This window comes from Duganella sp. FT27W, from assembly GCF_009295655.1.
GTDB classification, from domain to species: Bacteria; Pseudomonadota; Gammaproteobacteria; order Burkholderiales; family Burkholderiaceae_D; genus Rugamonas; species Rugamonas zoogloeoides.
Map to the genome: position 1 here is coordinate 608,672 of NZ_WHIV01000002.1, position 20,274 is coordinate 628,945.

Annotated in this window: 20 protein-coding genes; 8 read left to right on the forward strand and 12 right to left on the reverse strand. The window is 64.6% G+C overall.

Going from position 1 to position 20,274, the window contains the following annotated elements:
* Nucleotides 1-122: 122 nt before the first annotated feature.
* Together F8197_RS08865 and F8197_RS08870 are read right to left on the reverse strand one after the other, a co-directional pair.
* The gene (locus tag F8197_RS08865; protein ID WP_152881573.1) at nucleotides 123-2,027 is read right to left on the reverse strand and encodes a chemotaxis protein CheA; all 1,905 of its coding nucleotides are present in this window, start codon (nucleotides 2,025-2,027) and stop codon (nucleotides 123-125) included.
* A complete protein-coding gene (locus F8197_RS08870; RefSeq protein WP_152881574.1) occupies nucleotides 2,027-2,860 on the reverse strand; it encodes a protein phosphatase CheZ in 834 nt (277 codons plus the stop codon). Before F8197_RS08870 ends, F8197_RS08865 begins: the two co-directional genes overlap by 1 nt.
* A gap of 362 nt (nucleotides 2,861-3,222) precedes the next feature.
* On the opposite strand from F8197_RS08870, the gene F8197_RS08875 reads away from it, so the two are divergent.
* The 6 genes from F8197_RS08875 to F8197_RS08900 all read left to right on the forward strand — a co-directional run bounded on the left by F8197_RS08875 (nucleotide 3,223) and on the right by F8197_RS08900 (nucleotide 7,702).
* A complete protein-coding gene (locus F8197_RS08875; RefSeq protein ID WP_056140383.1) occupies nucleotides 3,223-3,693 on the forward strand; it encodes a universal stress protein in 471 nt (156 codons plus the stop codon).
* Between the two features lie 91 nt (nucleotides 3,694-3,784).
* Entirely contained in the window at nucleotides 3,785-4,429 is a 645-nt protein-coding gene (locus tag F8197_RS08880) for a response regulator transcription factor (RefSeq protein WP_026637433.1), read from the forward strand.
* A 280-nt stretch (nucleotides 4,430-4,709) separates the two neighbouring features.
* Nucleotides 4,710-5,504, forward strand: coding sequence for a Crp/Fnr family transcriptional regulator (locus F8197_RS08885; protein WP_019922677.1), 795 nt, complete (start codon nucleotides 4,710-4,712; stop codon nucleotides 5,502-5,504).
* Between the two features lie 217 nt (nucleotides 5,505-5,721).
* Entirely contained in the window at nucleotides 5,722-5,895 is a 174-nt protein-coding gene (gene hemP, locus F8197_RS08890) for a hemin uptake protein HemP (protein ID WP_373922135.1), read from the forward strand.
* Between the two features lie 114 nt (nucleotides 5,896-6,009).
* On the forward strand, nucleotides 6,010-6,348 hold the full coding sequence (locus F8197_RS08895) for a hypothetical protein (protein ID WP_019922679.1): 339 nt from the start codon (nucleotides 6,010-6,012) through the stop codon (nucleotides 6,346-6,348).
* A 16-nt stretch (nucleotides 6,349-6,364) separates the two neighbouring features.
* Nucleotides 6,365-7,702, forward strand: coding sequence for a DUF2325 domain-containing protein (locus F8197_RS08900; RefSeq protein ID WP_152881575.1), 1,338 nt, complete (start codon nucleotides 6,365-6,367; stop codon nucleotides 7,700-7,702).
* Nucleotides 7,703-7,764: 62 nt separating this feature from the next.
* Here the strand turns inward: F8197_RS08900 and F8197_RS08905 are convergent, their stop codons facing one another.
* Genes F8197_RS08905 through F8197_RS08925 form a run of 5 tightly spaced genes read right to left on the reverse strand, consistent with a single transcriptional unit; the run spans nucleotide 7,765 to nucleotide 12,223 of the window.
* Nucleotides 7,765-9,129, reverse strand: a complete 1,365-nt coding sequence (locus F8197_RS08905) for a sulfite reductase subunit alpha (RefSeq protein WP_152881576.1) — start codon at nucleotides 9,127-9,129, stop codon at nucleotides 7,765-7,767.
* A complete protein-coding gene (locus F8197_RS08910) occupies nucleotides 9,126-10,163 on the reverse strand; it encodes an FAD:protein FMN transferase (RefSeq protein ID WP_193333381.1) in 1,038 nt (345 codons plus the stop codon). The genes F8197_RS08905 and F8197_RS08910 overlap by 4 nt, the downstream gene beginning before the upstream one ends.
* Before the next feature lie 5 nt (nucleotides 10,164-10,168).
* Nucleotides 10,169-10,993 carry a DUF4198 domain-containing protein gene (locus tag F8197_RS08915; protein WP_152881577.1) on the reverse strand — a complete coding sequence of 275 codons (825 nt, stop codon included), beginning with the start codon at nucleotides 10,991-10,993 and terminating at the stop codon, nucleotides 10,169-10,171.
* A 12-nt stretch (nucleotides 10,994-11,005) separates the two neighbouring features.
* Nucleotides 11,006-11,521, reverse strand: a complete 516-nt coding sequence (locus F8197_RS08920) for a DUF2271 domain-containing protein (protein ID WP_019922684.1) — start codon at nucleotides 11,519-11,521, stop codon at nucleotides 11,006-11,008.
* 27 nt (nucleotides 11,522-11,548) lie between these two features.
* Nucleotides 11,549-12,223 carry a PepSY-associated TM helix domain-containing protein gene (locus F8197_RS08925; protein ID WP_152881578.1) on the reverse strand — a complete coding sequence of 225 codons (675 nt, stop codon included), beginning with the start codon at nucleotides 12,221-12,223 and terminating at the stop codon, nucleotides 11,549-11,551.
* Nucleotides 12,224-12,409: 186 nt separating this feature from the next.
* On the opposite strand from F8197_RS08925, the gene F8197_RS08930 reads away from it, so the two are divergent.
* Nucleotides 12,410-12,907: a pyridoxamine 5'-phosphate oxidase family protein gene (locus F8197_RS08930; RefSeq protein WP_152881579.1), complete on the forward strand. Its 498-nt coding sequence runs from the start codon at nucleotides 12,410-12,412 to the stop codon at nucleotides 12,905-12,907.
* A 16-nt stretch (nucleotides 12,908-12,923) separates the two neighbouring features.
* Here F8197_RS08930 and pdeM read toward each other — a convergent pair whose 3' ends face one another.
* From pdeM to F8197_RS08955, 5 genes are all read right to left on the reverse strand, one after another.
* Complete coding sequence (pdeM, locus tag F8197_RS08935) at nucleotides 12,924-13,619, reverse strand: ligase-associated DNA damage response endonuclease PdeM (RefSeq protein WP_152881580.1); 696 nt, start codon at nucleotides 13,617-13,619, stop codon at nucleotides 12,924-12,926.
* Nucleotides 13,616-16,462: a ligase-associated DNA damage response DEXH box helicase gene (locus F8197_RS08940; protein WP_152881581.1), complete on the reverse strand. Its 2,847-nt coding sequence runs from the start codon at nucleotides 16,460-16,462 to the stop codon at nucleotides 13,616-13,618. The genes pdeM and F8197_RS08940 overlap by 4 nt, the downstream gene beginning before the upstream one ends.
* A complete protein-coding gene (locus F8197_RS08945; RefSeq protein WP_152881582.1) occupies nucleotides 16,459-18,105 on the reverse strand; it encodes an ATP-dependent DNA ligase in 1,647 nt (548 codons plus the stop codon). The genes F8197_RS08940 and F8197_RS08945 overlap by 4 nt, the downstream gene beginning before the upstream one ends.
* On the reverse strand, nucleotides 18,098-19,273 hold the full coding sequence (locus F8197_RS08950; protein ID WP_152882008.1) for a ligase-associated DNA damage response exonuclease: 1,176 nt from the start codon (nucleotides 19,271-19,273) through the stop codon (nucleotides 18,098-18,100). The genes F8197_RS08945 and F8197_RS08950 overlap by 8 nt, the downstream gene beginning before the upstream one ends.
* A 110-nt stretch (nucleotides 19,274-19,383) precedes the next feature.
* A complete protein-coding gene (locus tag F8197_RS08955; RefSeq protein ID WP_152881583.1) occupies nucleotides 19,384-19,599 on the reverse strand; it encodes a hypothetical protein in 216 nt (71 codons plus the stop codon).
* A 161-nt stretch (nucleotides 19,600-19,760) separates the two neighbouring features.
* Here F8197_RS08955 and F8197_RS08960 point away from each other — a divergent pair, with 161 nt between their 5' ends.
* Nucleotides 19,761-20,267 (forward strand): GAF domain-containing protein, encoded by a 507-nt coding sequence (locus F8197_RS08960; RefSeq protein ID WP_019922692.1) that lies wholly within the window; start codon nucleotides 19,761-19,763, stop codon nucleotides 20,265-20,267.
* Nucleotides 20,268-20,274 lie beyond the last annotated feature (7 nt).

Below are 20,274 nucleotides of genomic sequence, written 5' to 3' on the forward strand. Positions count from 1 at the left end.
TGGCCTCGTGAGCCCGCGCGGTTCCGCCTGTTCCTGCACTGCCTGTGACTCCTGAAAAAATTCTGTAAAAAAAAAGCCTGCGTGGACGCAGGCTTTTGATGTTGCTGGCTTGGTCTACCGACTCAAGCCGCCATGCGTACACTACCTCGACAACCATCCATTAGGAACGATAGGCCTACCACCAGTACCAGTTCGCCTTCGGCCGAACGTGCGGTACCGGTAATGCCCTCGACGGTAATCGCGGTCATCGGTTTAATTACCAGGTCGGCAGTGCCGTCCACCGCTTCCACGGCCAGGATGTATGGCTGTGGTGCAGCGACAACAATACCGACCTTCTCGCGGCAGCTCTCATACCCCAGCGAGTCGGCCAGCGAGCGTACCGGCAGTGGCCGGCCCTGGTCCTTGAGGACCGGGGCGCCGCCCACTTCCATGAACACTTCCGGCAATTCCACCACGCGTTGCACCACCGCCATCGGCAGCGCCAGCGCTGCACCGGAGGTGGACACCAGCATGGTCGGCACGATCGACAACTCGATCGGCAGGCGGATCGAGAACTTGGTGCCCTTGCCGAGGCCGGACTCGATGTTGATCGCGCCACGGTTTTTCTCGACAGCGGTTTTCACCACGTCCATGCCCACGCCACGGCCCGACACGCTCGACGCCACTTCCTTGGTCGAGAAGCCAGGCAGGAACACCAGCTGGTAGCACTCCTCGGTGGTCAGGTTGGCCGATTCGCTGATCAGCCCCTTTTGCTGCGCCTTGGCGCGCAGCATCACCGGGTCCATGCCCTTGCCGTCGTCCTGCAGCACGATCATCACGCTGTTGGCTTCCTGCCACGCCTTGAGCGAAATATACGACTTGGCAGGCTTGCCGGCAGCTAAGCGATCGGCCGGCGACTCCACGCCGTGATCGAGCGAATTGCGCAACATGTGCACCAGCGGATCATACAGGCTGTCCACGACCACGCGATCGACTTCGGTCTCCGCGCCTTCGATGGTCAGTTCCACTTCCTTGCCCAGATCCTTGGCCAGCTCGCGCACCAGGCGCGGGAACTTCTGGAACAAACGTCCGACCGGCTGCATCCGCGTGGCCAGCGTGGCGCGCTGCAACTCGGTCGAGTAGCGCGACGCCCGCTCCAGCGTTTCTGCCAGCGTGGCCATCAAAGTCTGTGCCTGGCCCTCGAATTTGAACTGCATCAGGCGCTCGAGCAGCACGGCCGCCTGGTTGGCAGCCTGCACCGATTCGCCCGCCACTTCGAGCAAGGCATCCAGTTTAACAGCATCGATGCGAATCGACTCTTCTTTGGCGGGGGCGCTCTGCGGACGTTCGTCGCGTTTCTCTGGCGCTTCGCGGCGCGCGGCAACTACCGGCACCACTTCAGCGGTGGCGGCGACCGGCGCTGCAACAGCTGCTGGCGCGGCAACGGCAGCCGGTGCGGCAGCTACAGCCGGGCCTGCAACGGCTGCTGCCGGACGGGTATAACTACCGGCCGGCATCACTGCTTCGTACATGGCTTCCCAGTCGAGGCCGTCCGGCGACGCGGTGGCCACAGGGGCCACGGCTGCCGGCGCAGCAGCGACCGGCGCGGCGACCGGCGCCGGTGCCGGTGCTGCGACCGGGGCGGCAACAGGCGTGCTGTCGGCCTTGCCGGCGATGGCGTCATTGAGCAGGCTTTCGAGGTCTTGCGGCAAGGCCGGCAGGCTGCCCGGCTCGGCGCCGTTATTCAGTTCGGCCAGCTGGTCGGCCACGAAACCGGACGCTTGCAGCGCCGCTTCGATCGCCAGCGGCGTGACAGGCGCAGCGCCGGTGCGCAGAGCGTCGAACAGGTTTTCGGTCAGGTGGCAAGCCGTCACCATCGCCGGCAGGCCCATGAAACCGGCGCCACCTTTAATGGTGTGGAAGGAACGGAACACCGCGTTAAGGGTTTCCTTGTTGTCAGGATCGCGTTCGAGCGCCAGCAGGTGCTCTTCCACGTTGACCGCAAGATCCATCGCCTCAACGACGAAATCCTTGAGCATATCGTCCATTAGAACCCCAGATCGGCAAGCAGATCGTCCACGCTGTCCTGGCTCAGCGCCACGGTCGGCGTCGATGGACCAGTCATCAAGGTCACTTCTTTCTGGGCGATTTTCTCGCGCACGTCAGGTGGTGCGTTATCGCGCAGCAGTTGCGCCAGTTCCGCCTCGACGGTCTTGGTGATGATCACCACTTTCTTGATCAGCTGGCCGGTGATGTCCTGGAAGTCCTGCGCCATCATGATTTCGAGAAGGCGGGCCTTCTCGGTTTCGGTAGCGGCCGAGACGGCGGCGGCGAACGCTTGCGAATCGCCGGCCAGTTGCTTGAACTGGTCCAGGCTCAGCTTGCCCGCGAACAGGTCGGCCCAGCGGTTTTCCATGTCTTTCGACTGCTTCGACAGCGTGTCCTGGTCGGGCATGGCTTCGTCGAGGGTGTTGAGCACCTTATTGGCGGCCTGCTCGGTCAGCGTAGCGACGTATTCGAGGCGGTCCTGGGCGTCGTTGATCTGCGACGACGCTTCGGTCAGCGCCTTGTCGTAGCCCAGTTCGCGCAGCGAGTCGTGCAACAGGCGCACGATGCCGCCCAGGCGTTCGAACATGGGCTTGTCGGTTTCATCGCCCTCGCCGCCTTCGGCAGCCGGTGCGGCTGCGACGGGTGCGGCGGCCACAGGGGCCGGCGCCGGCGCGCTCATGGCGACACCGGAAGACACCTGGTCGAACAGGCTTTCCAGGTCGTCTTCGGCTGCTGCGGGAGCCGGGGCTGGCGCTGGAGCAGGCGCGGCTTTCTTGCTTTGGGCGGACACTTCTTCAAATAAGGCGTCGAAATCGTCAGCGGCGTTGGTCATAATCCGTGCTTCTCCATAATTTGTAAAATTGCTGCCCCACGATGATGATGCACGGCAATAAAACACTATCGCGAGTGTAGCAGGGCCGCGCCGGATGTGCCAAACCCGCCACGGCGATTACCGGGACGACGTCACATTCCGTTGTATTTGGAGATACTATCACCGGATGTCAGCTCAACGGGCAGCTTGTGACACAAAATTAATGCTTGAGTGCAAAAAAAGAAGCCTCAGCCAACACCTTTAAACATTCGATGCGCCAAGTAAGATCGTTATGTTTGAGAATCATCAACTCTTTCCATACTAGCAATAATGTAAATCGCGTCTACAATGAAACTCATGCTGTCTCTTTCCGGGAGCTTGCCATGTACCGAAAAATCCTGATCACCACCGACGGATCTTCCGTCTCCAGCAAGACCGCCTGCGCCGGCGTCACGTTTGCCGAGCAACTGGGCGCCGAAGTGCTGGTCCTGTTTGTCGCCCCCGCCTACCAGTATCCGATTTACGTGGAAATCATTCCGCCCAGCTATCCGAGCGAGGAAGAATACCGTGCCGCCCTGCTGCGCGCTGGCGAGGAGCATGTGCGCGACGTGGTGCAAGCGTGTGCGCGACGCAACATTACATGTACCGCGCTGACCACATTTGCCGAAAGCGCCGCGACGGAAATCGTCGCCGCCGGCGTCAAGCATGGGTGCGACCTGATCTTCATCGGTTCGCACGGACGCAGCGGCTGGGGTCAGTTGCTGCTGGGCAGTGTAACCAACAAGGTGTTGTCACAATCACGCATTCCGGTACTGGTACACCGCCTGATCGCCGAGCCCGAGTACAAAAAATAGGCCACCGTGTAATTTTTTGTAGTAGCATCACAAGATTACTTCAATCGCAATACTTTTTACTTTCCAACACTTCGCGCGTGAGCGGCCCACGATGATCCGAATAGTTATTGCCGACGACCACACGATCATGCGCGAAGGACTAAAGCGCATTCTCGACGGCGCGCCCGACATCGACATCGTCGGCGAAGCGATCGACGGCTTCGAGGTGCTGAGCCACGTGCGCCAGGGCGGCTTCGACCTGCTCATGCTCGATTTGTCGATGCCGGGGCGCAGCGGGGTCGATCTGATCCGCCAGATCAAGGCCGAAGCGCCCAAGCTGGCCATCCTGATTCTCACCATGCACGAGGAAGAGCAATACGCGGTGCGGGCCATCCGCGCCGGGGCCCAGGGCTATCTGACCAAGGAAAGCGCCGGCACCCAGCTGGTCGGCGCGATCCGCAAGGTCGCTTCCGGCCGGCCCTATATCAGCACCGAGGTGGCCGAGCAACTGGCGCTCAACATCATGATGCCCAACGAGAGCCTGTTGCATAAACAGCTGTCCGACCGCGAATTCGAAGTGTTTTCCTTGCTGGTGGCAGGCAAGTCGATCACCGAGATCGCCAACGGCTTGCACTTGAGCGTCAAAACCGTCAGCACCCATAAAACCCGCATCATGCAAAAGATGGGGATGACATCGCTATCCGAAATGGTTCAATATGCCGTTGCGCATCGCCTGCTGTCGCCGTTCAAAACCTGATCACTCCCCCTTCCGGTAGGATTTCTCCTACAAACCTGCGCACGCTCCTACGCTCATATTCAGCCATTGCTGATATCCAGCCCCGGCCCCTGTTGGCATACTGAAATCACTGTTTCATGCTGCACGGCTACAAGAGTGCCGTGCGAGCCGCTCACCGCTGCTTCAGCCACACCGGGCGGCCTTCCTTCCACTGTTTCGAATGTGCACACAGGAGCTCACCATGCTGTCAACGCAAGCGTCTGAAATTCGCCCGGTCACGACGACCCTGCAATCGTCGTCGATGGAAGCCGGCCGCCAGCGTCAGGGGCGCCTTTGGTCCAACCTCAAGGAAGTGTGCGATTTGCTGCACATTCCGTCGGCGGTGTCGGTCACGACCGAGGAATTGTTGTTCCAGCACGTGCAGTTCAAAACCGGCCAGCGCATCCACACCATCGGCCAGCCGTTCGACACCTTGTACATCGTCAACTCCGGCTTCCTGAAAACCGTGCTGATCGACGAATTCGGCAACGAGCAGGTGCTGAGCTTCCCGATGAAGGGCGACATGCTTGGCGTCGATGGCATCCACACCCGCCATTACTCGTCGGAGGCGGTGGCGCTGTCCGATTGCGACCTGATCCTGCTGCCGTTCAAAAAGCTGACCGCGCTCGGCCGCGTGCACCTGGAACTGGAAAACATGATGTACGGCGTCATGAGCCGCGAGCTGGTGCGCGAACAGGCCATGATCGGCATGCTGGGCGCCCTGTCCGCCGAGGCGCGCGTGGCGCGCTTCCTGGTCACGCTGGCCGACCGCTTCGCCCATATGGGTTATTCGGCCAAGCTGTTCAACCTGCGCATGACGCGCCACGAGATCGGCAGCTACCTGGGCCTTACGCTGGAAACCGTGAGCCGCACGCTGTCGGCCTTCAACGAAATCGGCCTGATCAGCGTGGACCAGCGCACCATCGGCATCAAGGATGCCGAAGCGCTGAAAACCCTGCGCCGCCTGCCCCCCTCGCGCACCCGCGCCAAGCAGCTGGCGGCGGCCAAGAGCAAAAACGAAGCAGCCACCCCGGCGCAATTGCTGGCCGCAATGTGAACATGTAGCACGTACCGCGCTCTAACCCAGCCTTGCGCCCGGCCTCCAAGCCGGGCTTTTTTTTTGTTGTCTTGGTTTTTTTATCATTTGGCCGAGTTTGCACAAAATAGCGCTTGCATTCCGTCCCGCCTTCTACAATAATGAATGCAAATACGAATCATTCTTATTTAAAGGAGAAATGACGATGCCTACCGCCCTGCCCATGACCCAACCCGTAATGAATGTCCGTCCTGCTCCCGCCGTCGTTTCGGTGGTCTCGGCCGTATCGCCAATCAAGCGTATCAGCAGCGCCGGCCTGATGGATGGTGGCCGCGAACTCGAAATCGAACATGCGGGGCGCGTGTACCGCCTGCGCGTCACCCAGCTCAACAAGCTGATCCTGACGGCATAAGATCACTGTGCGTGAAACCGGGCGCGCCACCGTGTGCGCCCACTCTCCCCTTCGAGTTTGCCAGCCAACGTGCATAGCCAGCTGAACTCTCTTTTTCCGCTCCAGGAGCGTTTGATGGCCATAGACCTAGACCGTAGCAATCCGATTTTCCTCGCGCCGTCGCAGGGCGGCCATCATCCCGAGCTGATGCTCTCGGCGGTGCTGCACCTGATGTCGCACTACACGGCCGGCAACGACCACGACGGCGGCTGCGTCAAGCTGGCCTCGGTAATCGAACGCCACCTGAAAGCGCTGGCCAGCCTGCCCGACCTGGCGCCGGTGCTGCGCGCCACCTGCCAGCAACTGCATGAACAGTGGGCAACAGTCGTCGAACGCAACCTGCAGGAGCAGGACAAGACCAATTTCCTCAGCCGCATCATGGCACGTGCCCGCAGCACGCCTGCCACGGCCTGACGCGGAGCTCATCACCATGTGCGAGAAACACGATCCCCTGGCGGCGATTATTGCCGCCGCCATGCCGCAAATGGCCGGCCGTCCTGCGGCCGGCACCCAGACCGGCGGGCCGCTCACGGCCCGGCCTACTACGCAAGCTGAGCCGGTGCAGCAGCCCCAGCAGGTGCTGCGTCCCGTCAAACCGGTGATCCACAACGTCGCCAGCGCCAACGCCGAGGCCCAAGCCTCGCGCCGCCGGCGCCTGTGGGAGCTGGGCCATGCCTGCCACTGCCCGCTGGTCGGGGTCGGTTTCCCGCTGGGCGTGCTGCGCAAGCTGGTGGACAAGGTCACCAACGGCAAGGTGCTGGCCGACGACTACGAAGTGCACGTCGGTGCGGTGACGGAATGCGCCACCCGCAACCGCCTGTCCGAGGCGCTGCAAAAGGAACTGGAACGCCGCTATGCCCCGGTGCTGCTGCGCTTCCGCGCCGCCAAGACCACCGAGCAGGTGGCCGACCTGTGGCGCGCCGCCGTCGCTGCCGGCGATGTGGCCGGCGCCTTCTGGGCCGGCCTCACCCACCCGCGTTGCAGCCCCGAGGTGGAAGAGCAGATGTGCCGCGACCTGCACATGGTGCAGCACCAGGCCGGCGCCTGCGTGCGCGCCGACATCACCAAGTTCAACGCCACCTTGCTGGAGAACACCCGCCTGGCGCAGGAACTGGCCAAGTCGCAACAGCGCGCCGCCGCCCTGCTGGCGGAAAAAAGCGCCGATGCCGAAAAACACGCGTCGCAATTGATGCAGCTGCGCGCCCAAGTGGTGGGCAAGGACAGCCTGGTCGATTCGCTGCGTACCGAGCTCGAGCAATTGCGCGAATCGATCCCGGGACTGGAAACCCGCGCCCGGCTGGCCGACCGCCTGCAGCAAATGGACGAGCGCGAGCGCGCCATGCGCCAGCAGATCGCCGATCTGCGGCTGGAACTGGCGCGCGCAGTGGAAGCGCCGGCGCCGATGCCAATCCAGGAAGAAACCCGGCAGGTGGTCGAGCATGTCATGAAAATGCCGCTGCGCCTGAGCGAGCGCGCCGTGCTGTGCGTGGGCGGACGCAGCGGCAACGTCGCCACCTACCGCGAGCTGATCGAGCGCGAAGGCGCACAGTTCTCGCATCACGACGGCGGCCTGGAAGACAACGCCAACCGCCTCGACGCCAGCCTGGCCGCCGCCGACCTGGTGATCTGCCAGACCGGCTGCATCAGCCACAGCGCCTACTGGCGGGTCAAGGATTATTGCAAGCGCAACGGCAAGCGCTGCGTGTTCATCGACAACCCCAGCATCTCGAGCCTGGCGCGCGGACTGGAACAGGCCAGCGCGGACTGATCCAGGCGCACGACAAAAAACAAGCCACCGGCAATCACACCGGTGGTTTTTTTTATCAGTTCCTAGTACACGTCGCGCCGGTAGCGGCCCGTCGCTGCCAGCGCATCGAGCGCTTCCCGGCCCAATGCCTCGGCCAGTGCGGCATCGACGCCGGCAGCCATGCCGTCGAGGCTACCGCACACATAGATTGCCGCGCCATCGGCTACCCACGCGCGCAACTTGTCGGCGCGGGCCGGCAGCAGGTCCTGCACGTAGCGCTCGGCGCCGCCGTCGCGCGACCAGGCCATGTCGAACTCGAGCAGGCCGGCCTGGCGCAGCGCCTCCAGTTCTTCGTGGTAGTGGAAATCGTGGGCGCTGTTGCGTTCGCCGAACAGCAGCCAGTTGCCGCCCTGCCCGGCCTGGGCGCGCGCGCGCAGGTGGCCACGCAAGCCGGCAATGCCGCTGCCGTTGCCGATCAGGATCAGGCGCCGGCTGGCGTTGCCCTCCAGGCGGAAGCGGCGGTGCGCGCGCAATCGCAGCGACACCGTCTCGCCCACCTGCGCCTGTTGCGTGAGCCAGCCCGACGCCACGCCATGGCTGCCGTCGGCATGGCTGTGCAGGCGCACCAGCAGGTGTGCGCGGCCGTCGGCCGGGATCGAGGCGATCGAATATTCGCGCGGCCGGTCGGGCTCGGCCGGGGCCGAGATCTGCACCAGGTCGCCCGACTGCCAATCGGCCGCATGCAACGCGCCCGGCTGGCTCAGTTCGAGGTGATAGACGGGGGCGCCGGCGCTGCCCGGGTTGAGCAGCCGGCGCTCGGACAAGGTCCACGACTGGTACGACGGCGCACTCCAGTCGGGCGCATCGCTGGTACCGGCCAGGTGGCTCAAATGCTGGCGCCACAGGCCGATGGCGGCATCGGCGCTGCGATCGACCTCGATGCGTGGAAACAGGCTTTGCGCGCCCTGCGCTTGCAGCCAGCCGTCAAGCGCGCGGCCGAAGCCGCAAAACTGGTGGTAGGCGCTGTCGCCCAGCGCCAGCACCGCGTAATGCAGTTGCGGCAGCGGCAGCCGGGTCGTCATCAGGCGCCCGGCAAACGCGGCCGCGCCGTCGGGGGCGTCGCCCTCGCCATAGGTGCTGACCAGGAACAGCACGCGCTCGGCGCGTTGCAGGTCCTCGGCTTGCAGGTCGGACAATTCGCTCAGTTGCGCCGGAATGCCGGCCAGGCGCAGCGTGGCCAGGGTCTGGCCCGCCAGTGCTTCGGCGTTGCCGGTCTGGCTGGCGTAGGCAACGATCCAGCCCGGTGCGGCGGCGGCCTCGGCCTTGGCGCGGGCGGCCGCCAGGCGTCTGCCGCGCTCGCGCAAATACGGTATCAGGCATACCAGGCCATAGGCGGCGGCCGAGGCGGCCACCAGCATCAATCGGTTGGGGTCGTTGGTCCAGATCATTCGTCCAGCATGCTGCGTAAATGGGTGCTCAGGTATTCGTGGTAGGTGACATGGCCGTGTTCGATGATGCGTTCGACGAAGCGCGCTGCCAGCCCTTGCCGTTCCGCCAGCGCCAGGCCGTCCACGCGGCCCAGCACGGTCAAGGCGGTGGACCAGGCATCGGCCGCCATGCACTGCGCATGAATCACCGTCACCGAGGCCAGGCCGTTCGAGATCGGCAGGCCGCTGCGCGGGTCGATGGTGTGGGCGTAGCGCACGCCGTCACGCTCGAAGTAGCGGCGATAGTCGCCCGAGGTGGCCACGGCCAGTCCGTGCAGCGCCAGTACCAGCTCGTCGTTGCTACCCTGCTGCCCCTGCTCCACTTGCTCCAGCGCCACCCACCATGGCTGGCCGTCCGGCTTGACACCGGCGCCGCGCAACTCGCCCCCCACTTCCACCACGAAGTGGGCAATACCCTGGCTTTTCAGGTAATAAGCCAGGCGATCGACCCCATAGCCCTTGGCCACGGCCGACAGGTCGAGTTCGATGCCGCCGGGCTGGAAGGCGCGCCGCGCCGGCGCCGGCGCCAACTGCATGTCCTTGCGCGCGGCGGCCAGTTGGGCGCGCGCGGTGGCAATGGCGTCAAGCGTGGGGGCAATAAAATCCGGTTGGTCGAACCTGCCGTGCGGGCCGAAACCCCACAGGTTGACCAGCGTGCCGGCGCACGGGTCGCAGGCGCCGCCGCTGGCGCGCGCCACGTCCAGTGCAAACGACAGCACATCGAAAAAGGCGGGCGGCAAGTCGTGCCAGCTACCCGCCGGGGCGCGGTTGAAACGCCCGAGATTGGAATCGCTTTCCCAGTGGCTCATTTCAGCCACCACGGAATTGAGCTGCTGTTGCAGCCCCTGTTGCAGATGGGACACCGTAACAGTCGGCGCGGCCACCAGCCGCACCGACCAGCTGGTGCCCATGCTGCGCCCCGCGAAATCGCGGAGCACACCGCCTGCGGGCGCCGAGTCGTCCGAAATATGATGAGGCAGAATAACCCGGCGCATCACCCTTATTCCGGCAGGATTTCGATGGTGGCGGCGTAGCTGGCGCGACGCGCAGGCATCTGCGGCGGCTGGCCCGGCTTGGACGGCGTGGCTGCCGGCCAGCTGCTGCTTACCATGTACATGCCGGCGGCCGGCAGTTCGAACGTCAGCTCGCCGTTGGCATCGGTGTTCTTGCGGATTTCGCCCAGCGTGCCGCGATAGCGCACGCCGCCCGGGATCAGGCTCACGCCTTGGTTGGCGGCCGGCTTGCCGTCCAGCAGGAAGCGCCAGGTGGCTTTTTCGCCCGCGCGCAGGTCGTTCGGGTGGGTGACCGGCACCAGTTCCAGGCCCACGCCGGTTGGCTTGAACACCGCCAGGTCGGGTTCGCCGGTGGTGACGAAGGTTTCCAGGCGGCTCTGGGTACGCGACACTTTCAGTTCGGCGGCATCGGCCGGCACGTCCTTGGCGAAGGTTTCTTCGGTGCCACGGAAGCGTTTCATTTCGCCGGCCTTGTCCTTGTAGCTGGCGAACACATTTTGCGAGACCAAGGCAACCTTGTAGGTGCCCGGTTTTGGCAGCTTGAGGTCGAAACTGTTGCGCAGCTTGCCGTTGGCGACGTTCTGCATTTCCACCTTGCCGCCGTCCGGGCCGGTGATGGTGATGCCGTCGAGCTTGAGCGGCACGTGATCGACATCGAACAGGCCTTCGGACACGGCGGCGTCGATGGTGACCCAGTTGTCGCGGCTCTCGACGATGGTGGACGTGGGCAGCAGCCACGGCTTGTGGGCGTGTGCGGTCATCGTTGCGCCAGCCAGTGCCAGCGCAATCAGGGTCTTGTTGAATTTGTTCATGGGGTTTTCCGCTTATGGTTTCAGTTGGACCACGACCGCGCCCAGTTCTTCCTTGCCCTGGCCGGTGGCCTTCTGCGCCGACTTCGGCGGCCATTGCAGCGGTACTTTGACCACTTCGCGACCGCCCGCTTCGCGCGAGGCTTCCACGAACAAGGTGTACTGGCCGGCCGGCAGCTTGTCCAGGCCTGCCTTGGCGGCCGGGAAGGTCAGCGAAATTTCGCCGGGCGCCTTGGTCGCGCCGCTGACGCCGTCGAGCGGCATGGCCAGGTCGCGGCCGGTCTTACGCCACCATTGGCGCATGTCCTTGAGCCACTTGGTGCCGGCGTTATCCTTCTTGCCCGTGTCGTACAAAACGGCCAGGTTGGTGACCACTTTCTGGTCGGCGTTTTCCAACCAGGCGGCGATGTACGGGCGGTGGTATTCGGCGACGTTCAGTTGTGGCACATCGATTTTCAGGGCCAGCTCGGCGCCCATGGCCGAAGCACTGGCCAGTGGCAGACTCAGGGCGATGGAATAACGTAATTTCATGGAAGTCCTGGGGGGTTGTAGATACAGTTAGTGGATAAACAGCAAAGCAATGACAACAGGAATCAAAACACCGAGGCCCACCATCGGCCAGGTGAACGGCCGCTTGGCCGCGTGGAACTTCAAAATCAGCAAACCGGTAATGCAAAACACCAGGCACATGACGGCAAAGATGTCGATGAACCAGTTCCAGGCCGTGCCCGTGTTGCGGCCCTTGTGGACATCGTTGAGCCAGGAAATCCAGCCGCGGTCGGTCTTCTCGAACTCGGCGGCACCGCCTTCGAGCTCGATGCGCACCCAGGCGTCGCCGCCGGCACGCGGCATGGCCAGATAAATCTCGTCGGCCGACCATTCGGCCACGCGCCCGCCGGCCTGCACTTTCCAGGTGTCCTTCAGCCATTGTTCGGCGGCTTGCGGCAGCGGTTCCTTGGCGCCGTCATGCTCTTCGGCATAGGTGCGCAATTGCGCTACCAGCGCGGCCGGCGCCGTGGCTTCGAGCCGGGTGATGGTGGGCTTGGCCTCGATTTGCGATGCGTGGTTGAGCGTGATGCCGGTGATGGAAAACAGAAACATGCCCAGCAGGCACAACGCCGAACTGATCCAGTGCCACTGGTGCAGGTGCTTGAGCCATACCGCGCGACTGGCTTGGGCGGCACTGGTGGCACTGGTGGCACTGGTGGCAGGGCTGGCGGGTGGTGCGCTCAAGGGTAATCCTTCAGGAAATTTAACGTGCCAAGATACACACAAACAGAAATGATAATAATTATCATTTAGGATGTCAATCAACCCGATGTAACTGCTATGTAAAGTTAGGTGTGTACGCTAACGGACATGCCCGCCGATACGGCCTACGCTGAGGCATACACCCTATATTTTCCGTGGAGGCGCATCATGCCGCTGTACTCGCAAGACCAGATCCAGACCATCGCCGACAAGATCAAGGACGTGCGGTTTGGCATGTTTACCACCTGTGACGCCGATCAGATGCTCACCAGCCGGCCACTGACCACCCAGCAGATCGACAACGAAGGCAACCTCTGGTTCTTCACCAGCGACGAAGCCGCGTTCACGCTCGACCTGCCCACGCATCCCGACATCAATATCAGCTTTTCCGACCCCGAGCGCCAGCTCTACCTGTCGATTTCCGGACAGGCGTTCCTGGTCAAGGACCAGGCCAAGGCGCGCGAACTGTGGACCCCGGCGGCGCGCAGCTGGTTTCCCAAGGGCGTGGAAGACCCGCACCTGACCCTGATCCGGGTGCGTATCCAGTCCGCCGAATACTGGGATGCGGGCTCGAGCAGGATGAAGCAACTGGTGCAGTTGGCCAAGACCGCCCTCACCGGCCGTTCGGCGATCCACATGGGCCGCTCGACCACGATTTGCCTGTAACGATTTCTTTGCCTCGCTAGCGGCCATCGCGGCGCGGCGAGGCTGGCACCTCCACCACGGCGTCGCCGCTGGTGACAAACAACCGCTCTCCCGCTTCCGGCACCACCGCATGGCCGCCGGTAAACGCGCCAAAGGCCGGCAGCACGATGCGCTGGCCGTTGGCCATGAAGCATGGCAGCAGCACCGACTCCCAACCCGAACGCAAGCGATAGACCGGATGCACGTGGCCGGCCATCAGGTAGCCCGTCGCCAGCAGGTCCGGGTGGTGGCAGAAAGCAAACGGGCCCAGGTGCATCGGCTCGTCCGCCATGGCGATCGACAACCACAGCGGCGGATCGCCCGCGTGCATATCGTGGTTGCCACGCACCAGCGTGAGCGCCAGCGCGGGATTCAAGGTGCGCCAGCGCTGCATGGCTGCCATGGTCGATACCGCGTGCGCTGCCTTGGCATGCAGAAAGTCGCCGAGGAACAGCACCTGGCGCGCACCATGGCGCGCCACCAGGCGATCGAGCGCAGCCAGGTTGGCGGACGTGGTACCGGCCGGCACCGGCACGCCCAGCGCGCGGAACGACGCCGCCTTGCCGAAGTGGATGTCGGCAATCACCAGCATCCGCTCGCGCGGCCAATACAAGGCCTTCTCGGGCAGCAGCCAGACCAGCTCGCCGGCCAGTTCCAGCGCCAGTGCGCCGTGGTGATCGGGCAGCGCGCTCATGGTCCCGCCGCCTTTTCCAGTTCGCGCACCATGCGCGCCACCCGGTCCGACAGTTTTTCGGTGCTGAGTTTTTCGCGGAAGCGTTCGACCATCAGCGCAAAGCCGAACGGCGTGGCGCGCCTGGTCTGGTGAAAACTGATGTGACGCGCCTGCAGCTCCTCCAGCGTGGCGCGCAGGCGCGTCAGCTCCAGTTCCTGCTCCAGCACTTCGCGCTGGGCTTGCGTGAGCAACAGGTTGCCGGCATCGTGCTGGCGGAACACGGAAAAGAACAGCGCCGACGAGGCCTGCAACTGCCGCGCGCTCTTGGGCTGACCGGGAAAGCCCTGGAAGATCAGGCCGGCGATGCGGGCGATCTCGCGAAAGCGCCGCTGCGACAGCTCGGTCGCGTTCAGGCTGGCCAGCACGTCTTCCAGCAAGTTATCGGTGCCGAACAGGCCGGCTTTGGCGCCATGGCCCACGTCGAGCAGCGCCGTCCAATCGAGTTCCTGCGCGGCCAGCAGCTCGAAGCCGTAGTCGTTGACAGCGATTGAAAACGTCACCGGCGTCACCCGCGCCACGCGCCAGGCAATCAGCGACGCCAGGCCGACGTGGACCGAGCGGCCTGCAAACGGAAACATGAACAGGTGGCGTCCTTCGCGGCTGTGCATGGTTTCGATCACGGTGGTGTCGGGCGTGGGCAGCGCCGACCATTTTTGCTGGGTGGCCAAGAGTGGCGCAATCGCCTGCATTTCCGGGCCCAGCGTTTCGGCGCCGTCAATTGTCGCCAAGCGTAGTTGTTCGAGCGCGGCGTGGGCCAGCTCGGACGACATTGGCATCCTGCCGCCCTGCCAGCGCGGCACGGCGCCACGGGTGCCGGTGGCGCGGCGCACGTAGGCTGTCATCTCGTGCAGGCGCACGAATTCCAGGATGCGGCCGGCAAACAGGAAATGGTCGCCCTGCTTCAGGCGCGAGATGAACGATTCCTCCACGCTGCCCAGCCGCCCGCCGCTCACGTATTTCACTTGCAGGCTGGAATCGGAGACGATGGTGCCGATGCCCATGCGGTGACGGCGTCCAATGGCGGCGTCCGGCACGCGGTAGACGCCCTCGTCGTCGGGCAGCACGCGGCGGTATTCTGGATATACGGCCAGGGTCTGGCCGCCACGGGCGATAAAATCGAGCGCCCATTGCCATTCTTCTTCAGTGAGATCGCGGTACGACCACGCCGTGCGCACCTCGGCCAGCAATTCCGCCGAACGGAAGCCGCCGCCCAGCGCGATGGTCACCATGTGCTGCACCAGCACGTCGAGCGGTTTATACGGCACCGGCCGCGCCTCGATATCGCGCGCGGCCACCGCTTGCCGGGCGCCGGCCGCTTCCAGCAGTTCCATGCTCTGGGTGGGCACCAGCGTCAAGCGCGAAACGCGGCCCGGTGCGTGGCCGCTGCGCCCGGCCCGTTGCAGCAAGCGGGCGATGCCCTTGGCGCTGCCGATTTGCAGCACCCGTTCCACAGGCAGGAAATCGACGCCCAGGTCCAGGCTCGACGTGCAAATCACGGCTTTCAGTTGCCCACTCTTGAGGCCCAGTTCCACCCAGTCGCGCACCTGCTTGTCGAGCGAACCGTGGTGCAGCGCAATCAGTCCGGCCCAATCGGGACGGGCATCGAGCATGTTCTGGTACCACAGCTCGGCCTGCGAACGGGTATTGGTAAACACCAGCGTGGTGGCGTGGCGTTCGATTTCGTCAATCACGCGCGGCAGCATTTGCAGGCCCAGGTGGCCGCCCCACGGGAAGCGCGACGGATGGTCGGGGATCAGGGTATCGACCACGATGTCCTTGGCGACATGGCCCTCCACTGCCACGCCGTCGGGCATCAACGCCTCGCGCGCTTGCGCCAGGTTGCCCAGCGTGGCCGACAGGCCCCACACCACCAGGCCCGGATTCCAGTGGCGCAGGCGCGCCAGCGCCAGCTGGGTCTGCACGCCGCGCTTGTTGCCCATCAGCTCGTGCCATTCGTCGATGATCACCATGTCCAGCTGGGCGAACTGGGCAACCGCATCGGCCTTGCTCAGCATCAGGGTCAGGCTCTCGGGCGTGGTGACCAGGGTGTCGGGCAGGCGCTTGTTCTGGCGGGCGCGCTGGGCCGAGCCGGTGTCGCCGGTGCGCGCCTCGATCTGCCACGCCGGCAGCAGGTCGGCGGCCGAATCCTGCAACGCGCGCAGGGTGTCGGCCGCCAGCGCGCGCATAGGCGTCAGCCACAATACTTTCAGGCCCACGCGCGGGCGCTTGTGCAGGGCGGCGCGCTGCAAGGCGGCAAACCAGACCGCGTAAGTTTTACCAGCGCCGGTGCTCGCGTGCAGCAGCCCCGACTGGCCGGCCATCGCGGCTTGCCAGACATCACGCTGGAATGGAAACACTTTCCAGCCGCGCGCGGCGAACCACGCTTTGGCCTGGGTCGGTGAGGGGCCGGTGGATTTGGCGACCGGGTTGCCGCCCCGCCTGGCAGGGACTTTGGCCGACAGGTTGGTGGCTGACCTGGCGGAAGACTTGACCGAAGAGTTGGCGACTGACCTGGCGGGAACCTTGGCTGACGAGCTGACATCGGTTTCGGCTGCCGGGTTGATTGGCGGGTTGGCTTCCGGTCCGGCTTGCGCTCTCGCGACCGGGCTGCCGGCCGGATCGATGGCTGGTGCGGTAGCGGAATCGGCCAGCGGCTCGTTCGTCTGGTTGGCGGCGGTGACGACGGACTTGTTGGCAGGCATGGCGACAAGCGTATCGGCGCGGCTCCCGACTGCTGCACCGCTTGGCGCAGGACGCGGCCTGGCCAGTTGGGCGCGCAAGCTGGTGCGGGGGCGCGCCGTCATGGAGCGACCAGCAGGCTTTTCAGGGCGTCGAGCGTATCGGCCTGGTCCACGGTCTTGTCCTGGCGCTGGCGCAGGATGCGCGGGAAGCGCACCGCGATGCCGGACTTGTGGCGCGGCGAGCTGGCGATGCCTTCGAAGCCGATCTCGAACACCATGCTCGGTGTCACGCTCCTTACCGGGCCGAATTTTTCGATCGTCGTGCGGCGGATCGCGTGGTCCACCTTGGCGATCTCGGCGTCGGTCAGGCCCGAATAGGCCTTGGCGAACGGTACCAGCTTGCGGCCGCCCTCGCCTTCGCCTGCTTCATCCCAGACGGCAAAAGTGTAGTCGGTGTACAGCGAGGCACGGCGGCCGTGGCCGGCCTGGGCGTAGATCAGCACGGCGTCGATGCTGTACGGGTCGATCTTCCACTTCCACCACGTGCCGACATTCTTGGTGCGGCCCACGCCATATTGTGCATCGGCCGCTTTGAGCATCATGCCTTCCACGCCGCGCTGGCGCGATTCGGCGCGGATCTCGGCCAGTTGCTCCCAGCTGTCGGCGCGGATCACGGGCGCCAGCCGCAGTTGCGGTGCACCCTGCTGCACTTGCAGCGTGGCCACCAGCTGTTCGAGCATGGCGCGGCGCTGGGCTTGCGGCAAGGTGCGCAGGTCGCGGCCTTCGTATTCGAGCAGGTCGTATGCGACTAGCACCGCCGGCAATTCGCCGAGCAGCCGCGCCGAGACCTGCTTGCGGCCCATGCGCTTTTGCAGATCAGCAAACGGCGCCGGGGCGTCGCCGCCGTGCCAGACCAGGATTTCGCCGTCGATCACCACACCGTCGGGCAGACGCAGCACGGCCAGCTCCGGGAAGCGCTCGGTAATCAGGTCTTCGCCGCGTGACCACAGCCAGTTCTGGCCTTTGCGGCTGACCAGCTGGGCGCGCATGCCGTCGTATTTCCATTCCACCTGCCACCGGGACAATTCGCCCAGCGCTTCCGGTTCGCGGTCGAGCTGGTGGGCCAGAAAGAACGGATACGGCTGGCCGCCGCGCTGCGCATGTTCCTCTTCGGTATGCTCGGCGATCAGTTGCTGGAAGCCGGCAGCCGTCGGCTTGACGCTGCCGTCGGTCCAGCCCATCAGGCGCTGGGCGATCAGTTTGCTGTCGAGACCGGCAATGGCGCTGAGCGCGCGCGTGACCAGCAGGCGCGACACGCCCACCCGGAAGCCGCCGCCAATCAGCTTGGTCAGCAGGAAGCGCTCGCGCGTATCAAGCTGGTCCCAGTACAACAGCAGCGCGCTGCGCACGGTGCCGGGGTCGGCGCCGCGCAATGGCGCGATGCCAAGTTCGATCCAGTCGGCCAGGCCGATTTCGCTGGGCTGGTTCGGCGGTGGCAGGATGTGGGCGATGGTTTCGGCCAGGTCGCCGACGGCGTGGTAGCACTCGTCGAACAGCCAGTCATCCAGGCCCGAGTATTCGATGGCGAACTGGCGCAGCAGCTTGGTCGGCACGGCCTGGCGCGGCTTGCCGCCAGCCAGGAAATACACGGCCCAGGCCGCGTCGGCCGGCGCAGCGGTGCGAAAATACTGTTGCAGCGCATTGAGCTTGCGCGTGGTGGACGTGGTTTCGTCCAGCTCGGCGTACAGCAGGGCGAAGTCACGCATGGCGTGCTCCCGCCGGTGCAGCGTCGGTGGAGACGGCTTCGGCAGACGCGGCTGTGACGTTGGCTGTGACGTTGGCTGTGACGTTGGCGGTGGCGGTGGCTGCGACGTCGGCTGTGGCTGTGGCGGTACCGCTTGCATTGTCGGCGGCACTGCTGGCGGCATTGCCCACGCCTGCATCGTCGGCCTCATCGTCGCCGTACTCGGTATCAAAGCCGCTGGCCTGCAGACCCTGCTGCTGCAACCAGCGCACCAGGACCGCGATCGAACCATGGGTGACGATCACCCGCTGGGCGCCAGTGGCGGTAATTGCCTGCATCAAGCCGGGCCAGTCGGCGTGGTCGGACAGTACGAAGCCGCGATCGACGCCACGGCGGCGGCGCGCGCCGCGCAACTGCATCCAGCCGCTGGCAAACGCGTCGGAAAAATCGCCAAAGCGCTTGACCCACGGCGAACCGGCCGCCGACGGCGGCGCAATCACCAGAGATCGCTTGAGGTCTTCCTTGTCGACGTCGCCCACCATCACTGTGGGCGGCAGCCACACGCCGCTGTCGCGGTAAACCGTATTGAGGGTTTGCACGGCGCCATGGCAGACGATGGGGCCGATGTCCGCTTCCAGGCCACTCAAAATGCGCTGCGCCTTGCCGAAGCTGTAGCACTGCATCACGCTGGCGCGTCCCTGCGCAGCGTTGGCGCGCCACCAGTCGTTGATGTCGTCGTACACGTCCTGCTGCGGCTGCCAGCGGTAGACCGGCAGCCCGAACGTCGATTCGGTGATGAAGGTATCGCAGCGCACCGGCTCGAACGGCGTGCACGTGCTATCGGCCTCGACCTTGTAGTCGCCGGAGGCCACCCACACTTCGCCCCGGTACGCCATGCGCACCTGCGCCGAACCGAGCACGTGGCCGGCCGGGTGCAGCGAGATGGTGACGCCGTTGTGCACCACGGTCTCGCCATAGGCCAGGCCGTCGATGTGGATATCGCCGAGCCGTGACTTGAGCACACCGACACCGGGCGTGGCTGCCAGGTAGTGGCGATGGCCGCCGCGCGCATGGTCGCCATGGGCGTGCGTGATGACGGCGCGCTCCACTGGCCGCCAGGGGTCGATATAGAACTGGCCCGGCACGCAATACAGTCCTTCCTTGCGCACCACCACCATGTCGGACGTCATTGCACACATACGCGGCTTTCAGAACAGGATAACGCCATTCTGTCGCCGCCCGCCGGCGCCGTCTGTCAGGCACCGCACCCAGCCCCGTGGCCGGGAACGCCTTCACCGCCTCAGGCAGGATCGATGTACTCGGCCATGAAGTGCAGGTCGTCGTCTTCCGCAGCGTCGATGATCACGCGGTCGGCGCCGACCATCAGCAACGTGGAAAGACAAATAGCGCCAGCCGGCACGGGTGGCGGTAACGCGGGATCGCCACCGTGGACGGTGGCGGTGAAGGTGGGCTTGCCCGTGCGGGACGGGCTGACGCTGCGTTTGCTGGTGGCCATGGGAGTTCCTCAAAAACGCCGGTGCGGCGTATGGAATCCAGAGTATCGCGCACGATTGCGGGGCGCCATCGGACACTGCCTAGTATGCTGTAGGAGGAACTGACGGCAAACGCTTGCTTGCGCTAACATATGCGTTTTCTCCAGTTTCCGAGCCGACCATTATGACTTTTACCCTCAACGACACCGCCTACGGCACCGACACGCCCGCGGCCAAGCACGCCATGTTCGACGACCTGCGTTCGCAACTGACCGGCCTGGTACACGGTGAGACCGACCTGATCGCCAACTCCGCAAACTTCAGCTCGCTGGTATTCAACGCCATGCCGGGCCTGAACTGGGCCGGCTTCTATTTCCTGCAGGGTGACGAGCTGGTACTGGGACCGTTCCAGGGCAAGCCGGCCTGTATCCGCATCAAGAAAGGCCGTGGCGTGTGCGGCACCACGGTGGTGGAGGGAAAATCGATTGTCGTGCCGGACGTGCACGCGTTCCCGGGCCATATCGCCTGCGACGTCAATTCGCGGTCGGAACTGGTGGTACCGGTACGCCGTCCCAACGGCGAAATCATGGGCGTGTTCGACCTCGACAGCCCGCTGCCGAACCGCTTCGACCAGGATGATGCCGACGGCATCGAAGCCCTGGTGGGTATCCTGGAAAAAACGCTGGCCTGAACTGGCG